The organism is Gordonia sp. VNK1 (assembly GCF_040049135.1).
GTDB classification, from domain to species: Bacteria; Actinomycetota; Actinomycetes; order Mycobacteriales; family Mycobacteriaceae; genus Gordonia; species Gordonia oleivorans.
This window is the reverse complement of sequence record NZ_JBDZDJ010000011.1, coordinates 124,525-146,574: the sequence shown is the minus strand read 5'-3', so window position 1 is coordinate 146,574 and position 22,050 is coordinate 124,525. Positions and strand designations below refer to the sequence as shown.

The 22,050-nt window shown below is 68.7% G+C and carries 12 protein-coding genes (1 of these 12 only partly in view); 4 read left to right on the top strand and 8 right to left on the bottom strand.

Going from position 1 to position 22,050, the window contains the following annotated elements; translation table 11 throughout:
* Positions 1-217: 217 nt before the first annotated feature.
* Genes ABLE94_RS15320 through ABLE94_RS15310 form a run of 3 tightly spaced genes read right to left on the bottom strand, consistent with a single transcriptional unit; the run spans position 218 to position 3,167 of the window.
* Positions 218-1,318, bottom strand: coding sequence for a DUF8320 family protein (locus tag ABLE94_RS15320; RefSeq protein WP_348809167.1), 1,101 nt, complete (start codon positions 1,316-1,318; stop codon positions 218-220).
* Positions 1,315-2,460, bottom strand: coding sequence for a sensor histidine kinase (locus ABLE94_RS15315; RefSeq protein ID WP_348805533.1), 1,146 nt, complete (start codon positions 2,458-2,460; stop codon positions 1,315-1,317). Before ABLE94_RS15315 ends, ABLE94_RS15320 begins: the two co-directional genes overlap by 4 nt.
* A 38-nt stretch (positions 2,461-2,498) precedes the next feature.
* On the bottom strand, positions 2,499-3,167 hold the full coding sequence (locus tag ABLE94_RS15310) for a LuxR C-terminal-related transcriptional regulator (RefSeq protein ID WP_348805534.1): 669 nt from the start codon (positions 3,165-3,167) through the stop codon (positions 2,499-2,501).
* Positions 3,168-3,362: 195 nt separating this feature from the next.
* On the opposite strand from ABLE94_RS15310, the gene ABLE94_RS15305 reads away from it, so the two are divergent.
* Together ABLE94_RS15305 and ABLE94_RS15300 are read left to right on the top strand one after the other, a co-directional pair.
* Positions 3,363-4,118, top strand: coding sequence for an acetoacetate decarboxylase family protein (locus tag ABLE94_RS15305; protein WP_348805535.1), 756 nt, complete (start codon positions 3,363-3,365; stop codon positions 4,116-4,118).
* Positions 4,119-4,189: 71 nt separating this feature from the next.
* A complete protein-coding gene (locus ABLE94_RS15300; protein WP_348805536.1) occupies positions 4,190-5,206 on the top strand; it encodes a pirin family protein in 1,017 nt (338 codons plus the stop codon).
* 9 nt (positions 5,207-5,215) lie between these two features.
* Here ABLE94_RS15300 and ABLE94_RS15295 read toward each other — a convergent pair whose 3' ends face one another.
* Entirely contained in the window at positions 5,216-5,860 is a 645-nt protein-coding gene (locus tag ABLE94_RS15295) for a CE1759 family FMN reductase (RefSeq protein ID WP_348809166.1), read from the bottom strand.
* The gene (locus ABLE94_RS15290) at positions 5,857-6,969 is read right to left on the bottom strand and encodes an LLM class flavin-dependent oxidoreductase (protein ID WP_348805538.1); all 1,113 of its coding nucleotides are present in this window, start codon (positions 6,967-6,969) and stop codon (positions 5,857-5,859) included. Before ABLE94_RS15290 ends, ABLE94_RS15295 begins: the two co-directional genes overlap by 4 nt.
* Before the next feature lie 165 nt (positions 6,970-7,134).
* Here ABLE94_RS15290 and ABLE94_RS15285 point away from each other — a divergent pair, with 165 nt between their 5' ends.
* Entirely contained in the window at positions 7,135-7,644 is a 510-nt protein-coding gene (locus tag ABLE94_RS15285) for an MTB12 C-terminal domain-containing protein (protein WP_348809165.1), read from the top strand.
* Between the two features lie 125 nt (positions 7,645-7,769).
* The gene (locus ABLE94_RS15280) at positions 7,770-8,318 is read left to right on the top strand and encodes a DUF4190 domain-containing protein (protein WP_348809164.1); all 549 of its coding nucleotides are present in this window, start codon (positions 7,770-7,772) and stop codon (positions 8,316-8,318) included.
* 13 nt (positions 8,319-8,331) lie between these two features.
* Here the strand turns inward: ABLE94_RS15280 and ABLE94_RS15275 are convergent, their stop codons facing one another.
* The 3 genes from ABLE94_RS15275 to ABLE94_RS15265 all read right to left on the bottom strand — a co-directional run.
* A complete protein-coding gene (locus tag ABLE94_RS15275; RefSeq protein ID WP_348809163.1) occupies positions 8,332-8,667 on the bottom strand; it encodes a hypothetical protein in 336 nt (111 codons plus the stop codon).
* A 207-nt stretch (positions 8,668-8,874) separates the two neighbouring features.
* Complete coding sequence (locus ABLE94_RS15270; protein ID WP_348805542.1) at positions 8,875-9,108, bottom strand: MbtH family protein; 234 nt, start codon at positions 9,106-9,108, stop codon at positions 8,875-8,877.
* A gap of 142 nt (positions 9,109-9,250) precedes the next feature.
* Positions 9,251-22,050, bottom strand: partial view of a non-ribosomal peptide synthase/polyketide synthase gene (locus ABLE94_RS15265; protein ID WP_348809162.1) — the 3' portion only. The gene runs 21,877 nt beyond the window's last position; only the last 12,800 of its 34,677 coding nucleotides appear in the window; the start codon falls outside the window, past its right edge; its stop codon occupies positions 9,251-9,253.

Here is a 22,050-nt window from a genome sequence, read left to right as displayed (position 1 = left end):
CGCGGTTCGGGTCGTCGGGGCGGGGAAATCAGAATGCGCGGTCGTCACCGTGGTTCCTCACTTGTCGGGTGGCCGCGGCGGTCACGAGGTGTGGTGCCGAGCGCACATCATTCAGGTCGTCACAGCAGATCTTAAGGCTCCGCTCAGATACCGAATAGTCCCAACTTGGGGGACGATCCTTCCGTTTGCAAGCACTTTCCCCCTTTTCGGGGACCTCTCAGATCTGCGGATCGCGCTGACCAGGAAGTTTCTCCACGGCACCGTCGTCGACCACCGCGCCGAAGTCGACGCGATGCTGTCCGTCCGCCGTCCGGACGACAATCGTGCCCACCGGATCGCGGCCGACCGGATGAACCCGCGCGGTGATCGAGGTCCCGGCCACGGCGTCGGCCAGCAGGGCGATCAATCGGGCGTGCATCTCCGCGAGCACCGGGTCACGTGACGATTCGGCCGGGACACCCGGCTGGGCGGATGCCGGGCCGGCATCGTCGAGCAGGGTCACCGTGGCGCCACGTTCCCGCGCCGCCCACACCGCGTCGACCACCGCGGGTGTGTCGAGGGCGCGGGCGCGGATACCGTCGCGCAACCGGGCCTCGACGAGGCGGCACCGGAATCGTTGCGCGGGCGTCAGCGTCGCCCCGGTGGCGATCGTCTCGAGCAACTGCCTGGCCTGTTCGTCGAGCCGCGCGAACTGACCGTCGCGCTCGGCCGTCGCCGCCGCCACCGACGCCGCCGCACTCGCCTCGCGCACGGTCTGCGCCCGCAACGCATAGATCTCGCGTGCCGCGGGACGAATGATCGCGGCGAACAGCGTGGCCATCAGCAGCACGGCGACACTGCCGATCTGGGCACCCAACCACGGTGTCGCCTCGGGCCACGCCGCTCCCACCGAACCGAGCACCGATGCACCGAACGCGCACCAGGCGGCCACGACGCGCCCCCGCACACACATGAAGGCGCAGGTCGCCGAGACACAGCCGCCGACGGTCCCGAACGCGACGGCCGGCGGCGGGTCGCACGCCACCGTGGCGAGCGCTGGGGCCACCGCCACCATCGTCGCGGTGATGGCCGTCGCGGTGTGACCCATCGGGTCGCCGGGCGCGAGGATCAGCGCCCCGACCCCGGTGAGCACGAGCAACAGGACCACGAGGAACAGCGGCCAGGACCGCACCCCGCCGGCGCCGAATCCGGCGGTGATCAGGCAGGCACCGACGAACCACGCGATCACCGCGTACACCCAGCGCGACTGCAGCCCGATGATCGTCGACGCGTCGTTGCGTGGGCGTTGCCGGAGCAGAACGCGCACTGCGGCTTTCATGACCGCCGCCACCACAGCTGGACCGTGGTGCCCGCGCCCGCCTCACTGCGGATACGGGACCCGCCGCCGGGGATCGAGTCCATCCGCAGTCGGATGCTCACCTCGATCCCGAGCCGTTCCGGGGGCACCGCGCCGATGTCGAACCCCCGTCCGTCGTCGATGACGGCCGCCTGCAGCGAATCCGGACCGAGCTCGATGACGACCACACATTCGGCGTCCGGGCCGGCGTGGCGGGATGCGTTGCGCACGGCCTCGGCGATCGCCTCCCCGACCGCCGCGATCACCTCGGCCGGATAGTCGGACGGTCCCCGGTCGGTGTCGGCACCCCCGATCCTGGTGAGGTGCACACCGACGTCCTCGGACACCGAGGACACGCTCACCCGCAGACGGGCCGCGGCCTCGTCGCGGGTCACCGGACGGTGCGGACCGACCGCCGCCAGCGAGTCGAGTTCGGACAGCGCGAACCGGGCCTGACCGGCCAGTCGTCCGTCGGCGTCGCCGGACTCCGCCGCCAGCAGGGTGGCGATCACGTGGTCGTGCACCAGCGCGTCGAACCGGGCCCGCTCGACGTCACGCGCGGTGGCGGCGGCGGTCGCCGAGGTGACCCGCAGTGCGGTGGCGCGGGTCTGGTCGAGGGTTTGGCCGGTGCGCCGGATCATGGCGGCGGCGAACAGGAAGATCGAACTGTAGGCGACACCCCAGATGACCTCGGTGATCGTCGAGGCGCCCAACGCACCATGACGGCCGAGATTGGTGACGATCGTCGAGGCACAGATGCAGATCACCAGATGGATCACGCCGACCCACAGCGGGCGGACGAGCACGATGGCCAGACTGGGCAGTCCGCCGAAACTCATCAGCCAGGTCACCCGGTCCGCGCCGCTGGCCACCCCGTTCCAGGCGATCAACCACAGCGCGCAGGCACCGACGTAGCCCACCGAGGTGAGCACCGAGAGTGCGACGAGGACTCGTGGCCTGACCTCGGAAACGAAGCTGTAGGCGAAGATCGTGATGCCGGGGAGAAACGCGGCGACGGCGGCCACCGGGGTGAACCAGGCCGCGACGAACGTCGACGTCGGCGCGAACTCGACGGCGGAGACCAGCAGGTAGGCGAGGAATCCGCCGCCCACGAACCGGGCCATGAGTCGTTGAATGCGGGCTTCCCGGGGCCCCATCGCGGTCATGGGTCGGGCGGGTCGTCGCCGCGGCGCGGCATCGGCAGCCACCCGTCCTCGATGGCCCGTTTGTACAGGTCGATCTTGGTGCGGGTGGGGCGACCGGCGTCGGCATATTTCTGCCGGATCCGCTTGAGGTACTCGTTGACGGTCTCCGCGCTCACCCCGAGCGCGGCACCGACGCCGGCCGAGGTCTCACCCGAGGCGTACAACGCCAGCACCCGCTGCAGTTGCGGGCTGAGGTCGACCGCGGCGAGTTCGGGGTCGCCGTCGATCGCGGCGGCCCACTCGGTGGTGAGCACGGCCCGGCCCTGCCCGGCCGCACGCAGCGCCTCCCGGATCTCGTCCTCGGACGCCGATTTCAGGACCACGCCCAGGGCGCCGGCCCGGGCGGCCGACCGGAGCAACGCCGGATGCTCACCGGAGGTGTAGACCACCGCACCGATGCCCGCGTCGCGCAGCCGGTTGACGTTCTCCCGCGGGGTGGTGCCGTCGTCGAGACGCAGATCGAGCAGCACCAGATCGAGTTCGACGTCGGCGGCCAGCAGTTCGTCGACGGTGGCGGCGGCCCGCACGAGTTCGATGTCGGGTTCGGGCTCGAGGACACGTTCGATCCCCCAGATCGGGGATCGGTGATCGTCGACCATGCCGACCCGAAGAGTTCCGCCGGGCATTGTGACCCCCTTCCCGATCCCTGCGCTGCGTGACGTGTCGTATCACGAGAATCGGACATCGGCCCTCAGGCGTGGGTGTCCACCGCGGGTTTTTCATCCGAACGGGCGTACGCCGGGACGCCGAAAAAGGGGACACCGGGGCGGTCCGTCCGGCAAAATAGAACACGTTCTAGAAACCATACGGCGGGAGTTCGCATGTCCACCCCTACCCGGCATCAGGTCCTCGGCGAGACGGTCACGATGCCCGTCGAGATCCGGACCGCACGCTGTTTCGTCGGCGGATTCTCCGCCGACGTCACCGCCATGCAGCGGGCCATCGACGGTTCGGGCCCCGGAGATCGCCGACTCACCCCGCTGCGGATCCGCCGCGATCGCGGGATGTGCATGCTGGTGTTCGTCGAATACATCGACGGCGACCTCGGACCGTACAACGAGTTCGGGGTGTGTTTCCTGGTGAGCGATCCCGCCGCGCCCGCCCCGTCGCCCGTCGCCGCGCTGCGCTCGCTGTTCGCCGGGGACGCCCGGGCCCTCATCCATCACCTCCCCGTCGACGGCGACTTCACCCTGGCCGCCGGACGCGGCATCTGGGGTTTCCCCAAGACCCTCGCGGACTTCGACGTCGACCACGACTCGGCGACCCGCCACGGCCGCGTCAGCGCCGACGGGGCCCTGATCGCCGACCTCACCGTCAAACCGGGCCTGCCGATGCCGGGCTCGTCGGTGGAGGCGACCCTGCACGCCTACTCCCAGCTCGACGGCGTGCTGCGCAGCACGCCGTGGCGGCTGCGGTCGATCACCGGAACCCGCACCCGGGTCGGCGGCGCGCTCCTCGAGCTCGGCGATCATCCGATCGCCGACGAGCTGCGCACACTGAAGCTGTCCCGGCACGCACTGATGTCGACCTCGGTCCGCAGCCTCGCGATGACCTTCGACGACGCCGAGACCGTGTGACCCGACGGCGCTGTCCGGTGAGTACGTAGACTGGCTCGCAGTCCACCAGCCCCAGTCCAAGGCGGTAGCCCGTGAGCAACATGGAAACCCAGCCGGCGGAAGTCGAATGCCGGACCATCGGTGACGACGCCCGATCCCCGTCCGGTGCGCTGCGGGTGGAGGTGCTCACCGCCCGCGACGTCCCGCTCGGCGGCCCACGGGCGATGACCGTGCATCGCACCCTGCCCCAGCGTGACCGATCACTGATCGGCGCCTGGTGTTTCGCCGATCATTACGGGCCCGACGATGTCTCGAGCACCGGCGGGATGAACGTCCCACCGCACCCGCACACCGGATTGCAAACCGCGAGTTGGCTTTTCACCGGGGAGATCGAGCATCGCGACACCATGGGCAATCATGCGATGGTGCGGCCGGGCGAGCTGAACCTGATGACCGCCGGTCACGGGATCGCACACACCGAGGTCAGCACCCCCGACACCACGGTGCTGCATGGCGTGCAGTTGTGGATCGCGCTACCGGACGAGGCCCGGGACACCACAAGGGATTTCGCGCACTACGAACCACCGCTGGTGACCGTCGGCGAGGTCAGCGCGCTGGTCTTCCTGGGCGAGGTGATGGGTAGCAGTTCACCGGTGCGCACCTTCACCCCATTGCTCGGTGCCGAACTGCACATCCCACCGGGGGCACGGATCACCCTCGACGTGCGCCACGACTTCGAGCACGGCGTCCTCGTCGACTCCGGCGTCGTCGAGATCGCCGACTCGACCGCAGAACCGTTGCGGCGCACCGAACTCGGTTACATCGGCCTCGGCGCCGAGGCGATCACACTGGTCAATGTCGGCAATGAGACCGCCCGCATTGTGCTGCTCGGCGGCGAACCGCTCGACGAGGACATCATCATGTGGTGGAACTTCATCGGCCGCACCCACGACGACATCGTGGCGTTCCGCGAGCAGTGGATGGAACACTCCGAACGCTTCGGCCAGGTGCGGGGTTACGTCGGCGACGTCCAACATCTGCCCGCCCCGGCGCTGCCCGGAACACGGTTGCGCGCCCGGGAGAACACTCCCGGGCGCGCACGTGAGTGACCGATCCGCTCAGACCCCGTTGAGAAGTCGCGCGAAGTTCGCGATGCCCGACGCCTCGGCGGTGGTCGCCGCCGGAGATGCCTCGGTGCCGGTGGGCGCCGACCTCGTGGGCCGATCGCCGGTACCCAGCAGTGCCGCGAGTTCGCGGGCCGCACGATCGATCCGGTCGCCCAGTGTCGCGGTGTCACCGGACCCTCCGGCCCAATCCTGCGCTGCCGCATAGACTCCCGTCGGAATGACCACCATCCGCAGGTAACCGAACAGCGGACGCAGGGCGTGGTCGAGCACCATCGAATGCCGCGGACTGCCGCCGGTGGCCGCGATGAGTACCGGTTTTCCGTTCATCGCGTGGACGTCGACGAGGTCGAAGAAGGTCTTGAACAGACCGGAATACGACGCGTTGAACACCGGTGTGGCCACGATCAGGGCGTCGGCGTCCTGAACCGATGCGATGGCGTCGCGCGCGGCGCCGGTGGCGAAGCCTGGGGCCATCGACCGGCCCAGGTCGACCGCGAGATCGCGAAGGTCGATGATCTGCACATCGACCCGATCGTCGCCGAGCACCGCGGTGGTGGCGGCGGCGAGCCGGTCGACGAGCATCCTCGTCGACGACGGCTCGCTCAGGCCGGCGTTCACCGCGACCAGGCGGATCATGCGTTCACCGTCGTATCCTGTTCCGCTGCAACATCAGCGGCGTCTCGCGCGGCCACCAGCGATGCGTGGGTGGGCGCGTCGGGAACCTCGGCCGGCCGCCCCTCGGCGAAGCCCTTGCGCAGTTCCGGCAGCACCGCGCCGAGTTCGTCGAGCTGCTCGAGCACCGTCTTGAGCGGCAGACCGGCGTGGTCGACGAGGAACAGCTGACGCTGATAGTCGCCGAAGGTCTCGCGGAAGGACAGTGTGCGATCCACGAATTCGGCCGGGCTGCCCACGGTGAGCGGGGTTTCGCGGCTGAAATCCTCCAGCGACGGGCCGTGTCCGTAGACCGGCGCGTTGTCGAAGTAGGGCCGGAACTCGTTGATCGCGTCCTGAGAGTTCTTGCGGATGAAGAACTGTCCGCCGAGACCGACGATCGCCTGGTCGGCCTTGCCGTGTCCGTAGTGCTCGTAGCGCTCGCGGTAGAAGTTGATCAATCGCTGGAAGTGGTCCTTGGGCCAGAAGATGTTGTTGGCGAAGAAACCGTCACCGTAATAGGCGGCCTGCTCGGCGATCTCCGGGCTGCGGATCGATCCGTGCCACACGAAGGGCGCGACGTCGTCGAGGGGACGCGGCGTCGAGGTGAACGATTGCAGCGGCGTGCGGAACTTGCCCTCCCAGTCGACGACGTCCTCGGTCCAGAGCCGATGCAGCAGGTGATAGTTCTCGATCGCGAGGGGAATGCCCTGACGGATGTCCTGGCCGAACCACGGGTACACCGGGCCGGTGTTGCCGCGGCCGAGCATCAGGTCGACGCGGCCGTCGGCGAGATGTTGGAGCATCGCGAAGTCCTCGGCGATCTTCACCGGATCGTTCGTGGTGATCAGCGTGGTCGCGGTCGACAGGTTCAACGTCGAGGTCTGCGCGGCGATGTAGGCCAGCGTGGTGGTCGGCGAGGACGAGAAGAACGGCGGGTTGTGGTGCTCGCCGAGCGCGAACACGTCGAGGCCGATGTCCTGCGCCTTCTTGGCGATCTCGACGATGGCCTTGATGCGCTCGTGTTCGGTGGGCGCGATACCGGTGGTGGGGTCGACGGTGATGTCGCTGACGCTGAAGAGTCCGAACTGCATGTCCTACCTCCTGGAATGGTGGCGAATCGAGATTCACCCAGACTAACCGGACTGCGGTCCGGATAATTCCGCGGACTTCCACCTCGGAGCGCCGAAGGTCCATAGGCGCCTCCACCTCGGTGGGTTAGTGTGTGCTTACCCGATCCTCGAATGGGAGTTACTCACATGAACCTTCGGAAGTCCGTCGCCGCGGCCGTGCTGGCCGGCGCCGCCGTCTTCACCGTCGCCGCATGCTCGAGCGACGACAGTTCATCATCCGCGACGTCGACGGCTGCGAGCAGCGTCGCGGAGAGCACCAGCGAATCCGCCGCACCCGCGCCGGCCGATCTCGACGCCGCACAGGCCCAGGTGATCCTGCGCAAGGCGCTCGATCCCAACACCTCCAGCGACGACCTCGACGCCGTGGTGGACGTGTCGAGCCCGGTGACCAAGCCCGCCCTGCAGGCCTACACCAAGGGCGCTTCCGCGGCCGGCTACGGACCCGAGGTCTACACCGTGAAGTCGGTGTCGGCCGACGGCACCGACAAGGCCGCGGCCACCGTCTCGGTCGCCAGCCCGCACGCCCCGCAGCCGGTCGACATCACCCTGGCGTTCGTCAAGGTCGACGGCACCTGGAAGCTGGCCGGATCCGCGGTCACCCAACTCACCTCGATGATGGGCCAGCACGGCGGCTGATCGCCGGCGCACCTCGGCAACACCTGCGCCGCACCGGAGACCTTCCGGCGCGGCGCAGGTGTTTTTTCGTCGGTAGCATGGCCGCCATCAAACCCAGCAGTCCAGCAACACCGACAGGAGCGGCCGTGCGCACCGATCAGCCCACGCATCCGATCGCGCCGACCGCGACGGATCGGCACGTCCGGTGGCCGCAGCACAATGACGATGTCGCACCGATCGTGGAAGCCGCACCGATTGTGGAGGCCGCACCGGTACCAGTGATCGAGCCCGTCGCGCCGATCACCCGATTTCCGCTGCGCAGTCCGCGCGACGAGGGACCGCTACCGGCCGTGGGGGAGTATTGGACAGCCGAGTACTGGACGGCCGACGACTGGGCATCCACCCACATCCGGGGCGGCCATGAAGAGGTGCGCTATCCGCACACATCGGGGTGGGCCAATGCCGCACTGATCGGCGGCCTGGTGTCGGTACCGCTCGTGCTACTGCTGGGCATCGGCGGCGTCCTCGGTGTGCTCGCCGTCATCCTCGGGGTCGTCGGGGTGCGACAGGTCCGACGAGAACCCCTGGCGCGCGGCAACGGACGTGCAATCACCGGGATCGTGCTAGGTACCGGCAGCGCGGTGATCGGGATACCGATCCTGGCACTGGTCCTGACCATCGGCGCCCTGCTCTGAGTGACGGCCCGGATCAACCGACCGCGCGCAGATCCTGACCGGTCGCGGCGATATGACGGCTGAGCCACTGGACCACCTGATCGAGCGCACGCCCTTGGGCATCGGCATCGGTGACCTCGGCGAGCGCCGGAATGGAATGCAGGATCGCGGCATAGAAGGCCGCCTCCATCGACATGCCATGCCGGCGCATCACCTCGGAGTAGGTGTCGATCGCGCGGTCGAGGTCACCGTAGGTGACCATCTGCCCGGCGTATCGCACCGCCGGGAGCGACGGCGTCACCTGGGCACGCGCCCGCACGTCATTCATCACGTCATACATACGCTGCTCCCCACCGTGTGCGAGTTCCATGTCGACCAACCTCCCCGTCAATCGACGGCCACCTGCCAGCCAAGAATCCACCGGCTCACAACCAAGTGATAACCGGACGGGCCACATTGTGAGGAAGTACACACCCAATCGTGGCAATCCGTCCAGTAATCACGGTATAGCCGATGCCCCTGTAATCCAATGTGATCACTGGGGCTGATGTGAAATGGTGACCGCTATGTGACCCGATCAGCTGCCGTCGCGGGCCGCCTGATCGGCCTCCATCGCGTCGATCAGACTCTGCGGGCGCAGATCCGTCCAGTTCTGCTCGACGTATTCCAGGCACGCCGCCCGGCTGTCCTCACCGAACACCTTGGTCCAGCCGGCCGGGATGTCGGCGAACGTGGGCCACAGCGAATGCTGGTTCTCGTCGTTCACCAGCACGAAGAAACGGCCGTTCTCGTCGTCAAAAGGATTGGTCATCGCCGGATGCCCTCTCTGGTTTCTTGTCGAATCGGCGGTCGCCGAATCGGTGATCCGCCATTTGTGTCGTGTCGTCAAGCCGCGATCACTACAGGCTAGTGGGCCGGTGGCGCCGCGATCCACACCCGCCCCGCCGAACGGGCTACATGTCGTCCTCGGCGTCGTCGAGGGCGACCGACAGGCGCGGACCGATCACCGCGAGGGCCGAGGCGCCGGCCATGCCCAGGTGAGCGGTGTCGACGTCGACGTTGGTGACCTCGGCCGCCAGTGGTCGCCAACTGTCGGAGATCATCGCCGGTTCCGCCTTGTCGGCGGTCGCGGTGAAGACCGTGAGGTCACCACCGAATACTCGCGGTCGATGCTCGGCCATGACGGCCTCCGACAGCCGGAAACTGTCCATGATCCGGTCGATCTGGTCGTCGCCGACCAGACCCGACGCGCCCAGTTGCTCGCGTATCAGCGCGGCGATGTCGTCGGAGCGCACGTCACGGTCCCCGGATCCCTCGGTCGGCGCGGGGTCGAGATCGAACAGCACCCGCCAGGCGCCGAGAAGGTCGGCCGCATCCGGGGCGTTGGACGCCATGTCGTCGGTGATCTGCGAACTGACCATCGCGTCCATCAATGCCACCACACCGACCTCGGCCCCCTCGGCTTCCAGGATGACCGCCATCTCGTGTGCGATCACCCCACCGAGGGACCACCCCAGGAGGTGATAAGGACCCTCGCCACGAATCGACCGGATCTCCTCGACGTATCGTCGCGCCATCTCGGTGATCGACGATGCCGCGGTCTCGCCGGCCACGACATGCGGGTCCTGCACCCCGTAGATGGGACGTCCGGGCAGATGGGTCGCGAGTCCGCCGTAGAGCCACGCCAATCCGCCCGCCGGGTGAATACAGAACAGCGGTGCTCCCCGCCCCTCGGCGCGCAACCCGATGACGATGTCAGCCGATGCCGATTCCATCTGCGGGCCTGCGGCCAGCCGTTGGGCCAGGCCCCGCACGGTCGGATCGGCGAACAACCACGCCAGTTCGATGTCGCGGCCGGTCACTTCCCGAATGGCCGCGATCACGCGGACCGCCGACAGCGAATTGCCACCCAGGTCGAAGAACGATTCCGTCGCGCCGACCCGATCCGTGCCGAGTACCGACGCGACGGTCTGGGCCACCAGCGTCTCGGTCTCACCCGACGGCGCCACGTACTCGGCCGCCTCGAACACCGGCGACGGCAGTCGGCTGCGATCGATCTTGCCCGCGGTGCTGAGCGGCATGGTGTCGACCACCATCCACGTCGACGGGCACATGTACTTCGGCAATCGGTGTGCCACAAACTCTTTGACGGCATTCAGATCCACCGATGCGAGACCGGCCCGGGGATCGCCACCACTGACGTAGCCGACGAGGCGCTGATCGCCCCGGAGGTCGACGACCGTCGCCGCGGCGTGCACGACCCCCGGCGCGGCGGCCAGCGCGGCCTCGATCTCCCCGAGCTCGATCCGCTGTCCGCGCAGCTTCACCTGGAAGTCGCCGCGACCGAGGTACTCCAACTCCCCGGCGCGGTTCCAGCGAACCAGGTCACCGGTGCGGTAGAGGCGTTCGCCGGGGTTGCCGAACGGGTGTGCGCCGAACGGGTTCGCGACAAATCGGTCGGCGGTCAGATCCGCGCGCGCGGCGTATCCGCGGGCGATCTGCACGCCACCCAGATAGAGTTCCCCGACCACGCCGACGGGCACCGGACGCAGGCGCCGGTCGAGCACGTAGGTGGTGGTGTTCCAGATCGGCACTCCGATCGGGACCGCCTTGTCGCTCGCGCGCACCTCGTGGTGGGTCACATCGACCGCCGCCTCTGTCGGGCCGTACAGGTTGTGCACGGCGGCGTTCGGCAGCGTGCTCAGCGCCGACCGGGACACCGACGATCCCAACGCCTCACCGGAGGTGAACACCTGCCGTAGCGACGTCAACCCGGCCATCGCCTCGGCGCCGACGACATCGACGAACGCCGAGAGCATCGACGGAACGAAGTGCACCGTGGACACCGCCTGTTCGGACATCACAGCGACCAGATACCGCGGATCCCGGTGGCCGTCGGGACGGGCGATGACCAGACGGGCACCGACCATCAACGGCCAGAACAACTCCCACACCGAGACGTCGAAGGTCACCGGCGTCTTCTGCAGCACCACATCGTCACCGGTCAACGGGAACCTCGACTGCATCCATTCGAGTCGATTGACGATCGCGTGATGCGAGACCGTCACTCCCTTGGGGCGTCCGGTGGATCCCGACGTGAACAAGGTGTAGGCCGCCGAGTCCGGGCGCAAGGTCTGCGGTCGGTCGGCGTCGGAGATCGGCGATGCCGGGCCCTGCGGAACGGGGCCCGTGCACTCGATCGGATACACCTCGACGCCCGCGGTCGCTACAGAGTCTGCGCAGGTTTCGGCCGCCACGATCACCAGTTCGACGTCGGCGGTCTCGAGCATGTAGCGGACGCGTTCGACCGGTGCGTCGGTGTCGACCGGCACATAGTGACCACCGGCGGCAACCACCGCATGCACCGCCACCAGAAGCTCGACAGAACGCGGAATCGCCACGCCGACAGCCGTTTCGGCGCCCACTCCCCGATCGATCAACGCTCGCGCCAGCGCGGTCACCCGGGTACCGAACTCCCCGTAGGTCATCTCGGTCTCGCCGAACACCAGCGCCACCGCGTCGGGCGTGGCCGCGATCTGCCGGTCGACACGATCGGTCAGTGTCACCGGCTCGACCTCGACCCGTGCGCCCACCGACGCCGCCACGACCTGGTCGATCTCGCCGTCGATGTAGATCGGTATGTCACCGATCGCCGCCTGCGGATCGCGGGTCAGGGTGTCGATCATCGCGACCAGGCGCCGGGCGAAGGTCACCACGGTCGATTCGTCGAACAGGTCGGTGGCGTAGATGAGGGAACCTCGCCACGGCGAATCTGCTTCGGCCACACTCACTCCGACCGTCAGATCCAGCTTCGCCGGATACTCGATCGGCGGTAGCGGCGTCACCCGCAGGTCGGCGACCTCATCGGCGGGCAGGTCGCCGCCCGCGAGTTCGGGCATCGCGGCTTGTTCGAAGGTCAACATGATCTGCGTCAACGGCGCAAACGCCTGCGAGCGAGTGGGATTGAGCTCGTCGACGATCGACTCGAACGGGACCTCGGAATGCGAGAACGCTTCCAGATCAACAGCTCTCACCTGTGCGACGAGGTCGGCGAACGACAACTGTTGCTCGACCCGGGTACGCAGCACCAACGTGTTGACGAACATGCCGACGAGGTCGTCGAATTCGGGCCGGCCCCGCCCGGCAACCGGTGTGCCGATCGCGATGTCGTCGGTGTCCGACAGCCGCGCCACGAGGGCCGCCAACCCCGCATGCACGACCATGAACGGTGTGACCCCGAACGTCCGCGCCACCTCGGTGATCCGTCGAGCGGTGTCGGCGGGGATCTCGAAGTCGACGTTGTCGCCGATGTGGGAGGCCACCGCGGGGCGAATGCGATCGGCGGGCAGCGCCACCACGTCGGGGAGGCCGGCGAGCTGATCCGCCCAGTACCGGAGTTGGCGGTGCAGGAGCGACGTGGGATCGTCTGCCGCACCGAACATCTCGCGTTGCCACACGGCGACGTCGGCGAACTGCAGCGGCAGCGGTTGCCAGTCCGGCCGACGTCCTGCGTGTCGTGCGTCGTAGGCGACGATCAGATCGCGCACCAGCGGCGCCATCGACTCGCCGTCGGCGGCGATGTGATGCACGACGACCGACAGCAGGTGGCGCGGCTCGTCGCCCGATGGTGACTCGTCGAGCAATCGCACCCGCACCGGCAGATCGGTGGTCACGTCGAACCCGTCGGTGGCCGAGGCGACGACGGAATCGAGATCACCGACCACCGCCCAATCGAGATCGTCGGCGGCGGTCCGCGCATCGATGATCTGCTGTGCCGGGTCGCCGGATGTCGCCGGATAGATGGTGCGCAGGACCTCGTGCCGGGTGATCACGTCGTCGAGCGCCGCGCGCAGGGCCTCGACGTCCAGATCACCCGTCAGCCGCAGGACCGTCGGGATGTTGTACGCCGACGAGGCGGGATCGAGTTGGTTGATGAACCACATCCGCTGCTGCGCCAGTGACAAGGGCACACGATCGGGCCGCCGCCCGACGACGATCGGGGCCGACGGACGTGTTCGCGTGTGATCGAGATGGCCGGCGAGCGACTCCACCGTCGGGTGGTCGAACAGCGTCCGCACACCGACGCGGTCGCCGACGAGGTCGCCGAGCCGGCCGACCACCCGCGTCGCCGACAACGAGTTGCCACCCATGTCGAAGAAGGACTCGATCACCGACACCTCGGCGATCCCGAGGACCTCGCCGAACACCGCGGCGATCGCCTTCTCGGCCGGAGTCCTCGGCGCGACGGTCTCGGTCGCGGTGAACTCGGGCTCCGGCAGGGCCCGACGATCGAGCTTGCCGATGGGACCCAGCGGCATCCGGTCCAGGATCGTCAGACTCGCCGGCACCATGTAGGCGGGTAGCAGCCGGCCGAGATCGGCCAGGATCGTCCGCCGGTCGGGCCGGGCCCCCTCGGCGGGGACCACGTAGGCGGCCAGCGCCGTTCCGGCCGGGCGTTCGACGGCGGTGACCACGGCCGCGGCCACCCCGTCGACGCGCCGCAGCGCCGATTCGATCTCACCCATCTCGATGCGCAGTCCGCGCACCTTGACCTGGAAGTCCGATCGACCGAGATACTCGATGGTGTCGTCGGAGCGCCAGCGCACCAGATCACCGGTGCGGTACATCCGCGATCCGGGCGCGTCGTAGGGATCGGCGACGAATCGCTCGGCGGTCAGCCCACCGTGGTGTGCGTAGCCCCGGGCCAGTGCCGGCCCGGCGAGATACAGTTCGCCGGCGACTCCGGTGGGCACCGGCCGCAACCACTGATCGAGGATGAGGGTGTGCACGCCGGGCAGGGCGTCGCCGATGGTGATCGGTTGACCGCGCATCGCAGCGGAGGTCACCGCGATGATCGTCGTCTCCGTCGGACCGTAGACGTTGTAGAGGGCCCGTGAGGAGTCCGCGGCCGTCCATCGTGCGATCTCGCTCGCCGGGACGGCTTCACCACCCAATAGCAGGTCGGCCAGAGCTCCGTCACCGAAGGTCGGCATCGACGCGGCAACGCTGGGCACCAGGAATGCGTGTGTCACATCGTGTTCGCGGATGAATCGGGCCAGTTCCGGTCCACCGTAGGTGTCGGCCGGCGCCACGACCATCGTGCCGCCCTCGACGTAGGCACCGAGGACCTCCATCATCGAGGCGTCGAACGCCGGGGAACTGACCCCCAGCCACCGGCTCGACGAGTTCGACCGATGCTCGTCACGCAGCCCGGTGGCGACGTTGCGCAGACCGCTGTGGGTGACCATCACGCCCTTGGGCCGTCCGGTCGATCCCGAGGTGAAGATCATGTACGCCGCGTTGTCCGGCCGGATCCCGTGGCCCCGTTCGAGGTCGGAGATCGGTGCGGTGGACCATTGCGCGACAACGGATTCGAGGAACGAATGGTCGACGCCCAGCCATTCCGCGCCGTCGGGCATCTCCGACCGGGCGGATGCGTCGACCAATCCGAGGCGCGCGCCGCTGTCCTCGACCACCATGCGCACACGATCGCTGGGGTACTTGGGGTCGACGGGGGTGAAGACGGCTCCGGTCTTGACCACCGCCCAGAGCACCACCTGCGCCAGATCGGAGCGCGGAAATGCCGCCAGCACAGCCTCTTCCGGCCCGACGCCATGCGAGAGCAACAGCCGCGCGAGCGCATTGCTCTGCTCGTCGAGTTCCCGATACCGCAGCGTGCGATCTCCCCAGATCACCGCGGTGGATTCCGGATGTGCCGCCGCCGACCGCTGCAGCATCTCGGGCAGCGTGAGGGTGTCCTCGGGTTCGGGTCCGCGTCGGGTGAGCCGGCCCGCGGCGGCCCGCGCATCGAGCAGACCGACGGTGCGCAGTAGGCGTCCGGGTTCTGCCGCCATCGTCTCGAGCAGATGCACCAGTGCCGAGGAGAATGCCGACACGGTCGCCTCGTCGAAGACATCCGGCAGGTACTTGAGTGACAGCGTGAGCCCGTCCGGCGTCGGGGAGGTGGCCAGATTCAGTGGGTAGTGCGTGGCATCACGACCGGATGCCGCGCTCACCGTGAGCCCGCCGTCGGCGGTCAGTTCGGCCGCGGCGGAGGTGTCCACCGGGTAGGACTCGTAGACGGTGAGGGTGTCGAAGAGGACGCTCTCCCCCACCGTGGCCGCGATGTCGGCCAAGCCGAGGTGATGATGGTCGAGAACGGCGGTCTTGGACCGGTGCAGTTCGGCGAGTACACCACCGATCGTCATGTCCGAGTCCACCGTCGCCACGACCGGGATGGTGTTGATGAACAGCCCGACGATGGCGGCTGCACCGTCGAGGTCGGCGGGCCGCCCGGAGACGGTCTCACCGAAGACCACGGTCGATTGACCGGTCATCCGCGACAACAGGATCGCCCACGCGCCCTGCACCACGGTCGACATCGTCACGCCGTGCGTCCGGGACAGTTCGGCGAGCGCCGCGGTGGTCGAGCCGTCCAATTCGACGACCAGATCCTGCGGCAGTGGTCGCTGCGATGCCGTCTCGGTCACCGGCGCCACCAGGGTGGGACCGTCGATTGACCGTAGGCATTCCCGCCAGGCGGCAAGCCCGGCATCGGGGTCGGTCCGGCCCAGCCAGCGCAGGAAGGCATCATAGTCGGGCACGTCCCCACGCTCGGCCGTCATGGAGGTGCCGGTCGGATCCGTGTCGGCGCCGGTCAGATACATCGTCAGCAGATCGGTGATCAGCAGGGGGCCCGACCACCCGTCCAACAGGATGTGGTGGTTGGTGATGATGAGGCTGTGTCGCCGATCGCCCTCGATGACGAGGGTGAACCGGATCAGCCCGGGCCGCGACATGTCGAACCGCCGCAGGCGCAGTTCGTCGGCGAGCGCGGCGCGGCGCTCGTCCCGCTCCTGCTCGGCAACCTCCCGGAGGTCGACTGTGGAGAACTCCGCGGCGACCACCGGGGGCACCACGGCCACCACGGTGCCCGCCGAGGTGCGCCGGTACCCCGATCGCAGGATCGCGTGACGCGCCATCACCGCATCGGCCGCCGCCCGCATCCGGTCCGGGTCCACCGCGCCGCGCAGACCGATGGTCGCCTGGGTGATGTACACGTCCGGCAGGTGATCGGCCGCGGCCAGTTCGGCCTGGAAGTACAGACCGTTCTGCAGCGGCGAGAGGGGCCAGATCTGCGCCTCCGGGTGCACCGCATCGATCTCGTCGACATCGATCTGGGTCACACCGGGGGCGAGAACATCCGATGGGGTACGGCCCGGTCGGGCGCCGGCGTCGAGGTGATCGACGATCGCGCCCAGCGCTGCGGTCCACCGCTGCGCGATCCCGGCCACCTCCGACTCCGCGAGAACCGCTGCGGGGAAGGAGAAATCGGCGTGCAGGGTGCGGCGACCATCGATCACCGCGACGGCGGCGTTGACCGACAACGACGCCGGCGCCACCAATGCCCCCGACACCGACGCCGGGAGCTCATATCGCTCAGGCGCAGGGGTGAACGGGGTGGGCGTCGACTCCTGCGCTACCTCGCCACCGGCACCACCGGTACCGACGTTGCCGAGGTAGTTGAAGCCGACGGCCGGCAGCGGTCGCGACCGCAGGGGCGAGGACGGATCGAGGTAGCGCGCGGGCCCGAAGGACAGCCCGCCGTCCGGCATGGCGCGGCGGATCTCCTTGACCGTCTTGACCATTGACAGAAGGGTGTCCGGGTCGTCGATCGCGACGTCGGCGACCTCGACGGTCAGCGGCGCGATGGAGGTGAACCACCCCACCGTTCGTGCCAGGTCGGCTCCGGGTGCGAGTTCCTCCTCGCGGCCGTGTCCCTCGAGCAGCACCGAGATCCGGTCGCCGCCGAGTTGACCGAGAGCGGCCGTCAGCGCGCCCAGCAGGACATCGTCGACGGAGGTGGCGAAAGCCGTTGCGACACGGGTCAGGAGCGCCTCGGTGAGCGACTCGTCCAGATCGACGGCGTGGCTGCACACTGTGGACAGCCGGTCGCGCTCACCGTCGAACGGGCGTCCGATACCGGCCCCGTCGATCGGCAGTTGTCGTTCCCAGAATCGGTGATCCCCGGCGGCGAGCTCACCGAGTACGGCGGCCCAGCGTCGATATGAGGTGCCGACCGGTCGCAGCTCGATGGGTGCGGCGGCCGCGCGCTGCGCCCACGCGGTGGCGAGATCGGTGATGATGGCCTGCCACGACACGGCGTCGACGGCGAGGTGATGCACCACAGCGATGAGCCGTCCCGGCGCATCATGTTCGGGCGCAAAATGTTTTGCCGGAACCACCGCGACGAACTGTGTCATCACACCCGACGACGGGTCGAGACGCGTCAGCGCCTGCGCATGTGCCGTGGTGATCGCCTCGGTGAACTCCGCCGAACCGGGCGCGCCGGCCGCCTCGACGGTGTGGACGCAGCGGGTCGCATCGAACGGGGTGCCGGCGATCAGTTCGGGTGTGCCGGTGTCGTCGACGCGCATGGTCGCCGAGAGCATCGCATGGTGCTCGACGACGGCTGTGATCACCTCGGTCAGGTCACCGGCGTCGATCGTCGTGGGCAGCACCAGCACCGCCGACTGTGAGAAATCATCGAGATCGCCTGGCGTGGTGGCATGTTCGAGCAACCAGTGCGCCATCGGCGGCGTCTGGACAGGCCCCACCGCGCCGCCGGTCAGCTCGGCCAGGGACTCGCCCCGATCGGCCCGCGCGACCGCGGCCAGGCCGCGGACCGTGCGGTGGACGAAGATCTCCCGCGGCGACACCGACAGCCCCGCCGCACGCAGCAGCGAGGACAGCTGGATCGACATGATGCTGTCGCCACCGAGTTCGAAGAACGATTGCGTGACCGACACCCGCTTCTGTCCGAGCACCATGGCGAAGACGTCGGCGATGACCTGTTCGGTCGGGGTCGACGGAGCGTGGTGACCCTCGTCGTCGGACAGCGTCGGCTGCGGGAGCGCGGCCCGGTCGAGTTTTCCGGTCGGGGTGAGCGGGATGGCGTCGAGGGCGACGATCGCCGAGGGCACCATGTACTCGGCGAGACCTCCCGCCACCCGCTCGCGTAGCGCGGCGACGTCGAGATCGGCACTCGCGCCGACGACGTAGGCCACCAGCCGCATGTTGCCCCGCGGCCCCGGCACACCCAGGGTGAAGGCTTGCGCCACAGCGGGATCGGCAACCAGCGCGGCGTCGATCTCGCCGAGCTCCACACGCTGCCCGTTGACCTTGACCTGGAAATCCGAACGTCCGACGTAGTCGAGTTCGGCACCCGGGGTCCAGCGCACGAGGTCGCCGGTCCGGTACATCCGCGTACCGGGCCGCCCGAACGGTGCGGCGACGAACCGCTCCGCGGTGAGCGCAGAACGACCCAGATACCCGCGCGCCAGGCCGTCGGCCATCAGGTAGAGCTCGCCGACCACGCCGACCGGCACCGGATTCAGCCGGTTGTCGAGTACGACGGCGGAGAATCCGTGCACCGGCCGGCCGATGGTGACCGGCCGATCGACCCCCATCGTTGCGACAGTGGCCCACACCGTGGTCTCCGACGGGCCGTACAGATTGGACATCGCCACTCTCGGGGCCCAGCGATCCACCAGTTCGGGCGGGCAGGCCTCGCCGGCGGTGGTCAGGTGCCGCAGCGTCGGCAACCGATCCGGATCGAGCGTCGCGAGCACCGACGGCGTGATCACCATGTCGGTCACCGCGCCGGCCCGGATGACCTGCGTCAGGTCGTCTCCGCCGTAGACCTCTGCGGGTGAGACCACCAAGGTGCCGCCGAGACCGATCGCCCAGATCATCTCGAAGAACGCCGCATCGAAGCTCGGCGATGCCACGTGGAGCACGCGTAGGTCCTCGGCGGACCCGCCCAGGCCACTGAGGGCTCGTTGTTCGGCGACCAGGTCGGCCACGCCGCGGTGTGACACCGCAACGGCCTTGGGGCGGCCGGTCGACCCGGAGGTGTAGATCAAATAGGCCAGCGAGTCGAGCGTCACCGGTCCACGCCGCTCGGCGGCGTCGATGGCCGCGGCCGGGTGCATGGCCGTTCGCGCCCGGGTGCCCTGCTCGTCGGGGCCCTGCTCGTCGGTGCCCTGCTCGTCGGTGCCCCGCTCGTCGAGGACCACCCATTCGGTGGAGGATACGTCGTCGAAGGCGGCTCGGTCGGCGGCCCGGGTCACACCGACGCCAACCCCCGAGTCGGTGAGCATGTGCGCGATCCGCTCGGCCGGGTGACGCGGGTCCACCGGCAGGTACGCCCCGCCCGCCTTGAGTACCGACCAAACCGCGACGACGGACTCCATTGACCGTGAGATCCCGACGGCGACAGGAACCTCCGGACCCACACCGCGGGCGATCAACTCACGCGCCAGCCGATTGGTCCGCTCCTCGAACTCGCGGTGGGAGATCACCTCGTCGCCTTCGATGACGGCCGGACGATCGGCGTCGAGATCGCGGGCGTCGAGCATCTCGATGAGGGTCGCGGCCGTCACGTCGGGATATCGCCGGGACGTCGCCGGCACCAGCCGGTTCCGGGTGTCCGGGTCGACGATGTCGATGTCTCCGACGAGCCGATCCGGGTCGGCCACCATCGCTGCGACGACCGCCCGCAGCACCCCGATGAACCGCTCGACCGTTGAGGTGTCGAACAGGGTTGTGGCGTACTGGATCTCACCGCGCAACTCGGCCGTCTCGGCGCCGTCGGCGAGCGCCGATTCGACGAAGGAGAACGACATGTCGAATTTGGTCGCCGGGGCGGCCGATTCCTCGAATGCGATGCCCAGCGCGCCGAGTGACTCCTGAGCGGTGTCGCCGATGTCGGCGCCGACGAGGTAGTTGAAACCCACCTGGAACAGCGGTGCGTGGGCGGTCGAACGCCGCGGCGCCAACGCCTCGACGACCTGATCGAACGGCACATCGGCATGGGCGAAGGCGTCGAGATCTCGATCACGAACACGTGTCAGCAGGTCGCGCACCCGTTCGGCCGGATCGAGGACGGTGCGCAGGACCACCGTGTTGACGAACATGCCGACCATCTCGTCGAGCGCGGCATCACCACGGCCGGCCACCGCTGTGCCGAGCGCCACGTCGTCGGTGGCGCACAGCCGCGACAATGCGGCCGCCACCGCGGCATGCACCACCATGAAGCGGGTGCCGCCGACCTCCTGTGCGAGATTCGCGATCGACCCGAGCATCTCCGCATCGAAGGTGAAGTCGACGGTCCCCGCCGTCGGATCGAAGACCACCGGACGTCGACGGTCCGCCGGAAGCGCGAGCACCTCGGGGAGATCGGCGAGTTCGTCGCGCCAATGATCGAGTTGTGCCGACAGACGTGACGTCGGATCGTCGATCGATCCCAGAATCCGCCGCTGCCACAACGCGAAGTCGGCGTACTGCACATCGAGCCGAACCCACCGCGGCGTGCGCCCCGCCGCCCGGGCCTCATACGCGGTGATCAGATCTCGCGCGAGGATCGGCGCCGACTCGGCGTCGGATGCGATGTGGTGGGTCACCAGCACGAGGAGGTGTTCGTCGGGGGTGCGGTGCGCGACGCGAACCCGGATCGGTAGGTCGGCGGTGACGTCGAACCCCTCGGTCGCGGCGGCACGCACCGCGTCGACGTCGGCGCCGGCCGCCCAGTCGAGCCGATCCATTGCCTCGCCGACCCCGAGCACACGCTGATACGGCGCTGCGCTGTCGTCGTCTGCCGGGTCGTTGCCCGCCGCCGGGAAGACGGTGCGCAGGATCTCGTGACGGTCCAGCACATCGCCGACGGCGGCGCGCAGTGCGTCGGTGTCGAGGGCGCCGGTCACCCACAGGCCGACCGGGACGTTGTAGGCGGGCGAGGTGGTGTCGAACTGATTGATGAACCACATCCGCTGCTGTGCAAAGGACAGCGGGATGCGCTCGGGTCGCGGCCCGACGACGAGTGGTTCACGATCGTCGACGCCACGACCAGCGACCGCCCGCACCAACCGCCGCACGGTGGGCGCGTCGAAGAGGTCGCGCGCCGCGACGGTGGTGGAGAGCCGATCACTCACCCGGGCAACCACTTTGGTGGCCGACAGCGAATTGCCGCCGAGATCGAAGAAGGAGTCGGTGACCGACACCTCGGCCATCCCGAGCACCTCGCCGAAGATCGCCGCGACCGCGGCCTCGGTGTCGTCGGCCGGGGGCACGTACTCCCCCGCCTCGACGACCGGTTCGGGCAGCGCCGCCTTGTCGAGTTTGCCCACCGGCGTGAGCGGCAGCGCATCGAGGACAGCGATCGACGACGGCACCATGTGGGCGGGCACCCGATCGGCGAGGAACGCCCGCAGCTCGGCGATGTCGATCCGCTCGGTGTCGCCGACCACGTAGGCGGCCAGCGACGTCGCGACCGAACCGCCGACACCGACCACCACGGCCGAGTCCACCGCCTGGTGTGAGGTGAGCGCGCTCTCGATCTCGCCGAGTTCGATGCGCAGTCCGCGCAGCTTGACCTGGTCGTCGCTGCGGCCCGAGTACTCGAGCACCTGGTGTCCCGAGCCGTCGGTGCGCCGGCGGACGACATCTCCGGTGCGATACATCCGATCGCCGGGGATGCCATAGGGATTGGCGACGAAACGCGCGGCGGTGAGCGCCGGATGGTGAAGGTATCCGCGGGAGATCGCGTGGCCGACGACGTACAGTTCGCCGGGCACGCCCGGGGGGACCGGCTTGAGGCGGCCGTCGAGCACCAGCAGTCCGACACCGTTGATCGGCCCGCCGAGGTAGACCGGCGTACCCATCTGCATCGGTTCACTGATGGTCACACCGATGG

Coding starts and splice junctions, on each gene's coding strand:
- ABLE94_RS15320 (WP_348809167.1), bottom strand. CDS start 1,318: ATGAAAGCCGCAGTGCGCGTTCTGCTCCGGCAACGCCCACGCAACGAC.
- ABLE94_RS15315 (WP_348805533.1), bottom strand. CDS start 2,460: ATGGCCCGGTTCGTGGGCGGCGGATTCCTCGCCTACCTGCTGGTCTCC.
- ABLE94_RS15310 (WP_348805534.1), bottom strand. CDS start 3,167: ATGCCCGGCGGAACTCTTCGGGTCGGCATGGTCGACGATCACCGATCC.
- ABLE94_RS15305 (WP_348805535.1), top strand. CDS start 3,363: ATGTCCACCCCTACCCGGCATCAGGTCCTCGGCGAGACGGTCACGATG.
- ABLE94_RS15295 (WP_348809166.1), bottom strand. CDS start 5,860: ATGATCCGCCTGGTCGCGGTGAACGCCGGCCTGAGCGAGCCGTCGTCG.
- ABLE94_RS15290 (WP_348805538.1), bottom strand. CDS start 6,969: ATGCAGTTCGGACTCTTCAGCGTCAGCGACATCACCGTCGACCCCACC.
- ABLE94_RS15285 (WP_348809165.1), top strand. CDS start 7,135: ATGAACCTTCGGAAGTCCGTCGCCGCGGCCGTGCTGGCCGGCGCCGCC.
- ABLE94_RS15275 (WP_348809163.1), bottom strand. CDS start 8,667: ATGGAACTCGCACACGGTGGGGAGCAGCGTATGTATGACGTGATGAAT.
- ABLE94_RS15270 (WP_348805542.1), bottom strand. CDS start 9,108: ATGACCAATCCTTTTGACGACGAGAACGGCCGTTTCTTCGTGCTGGTG.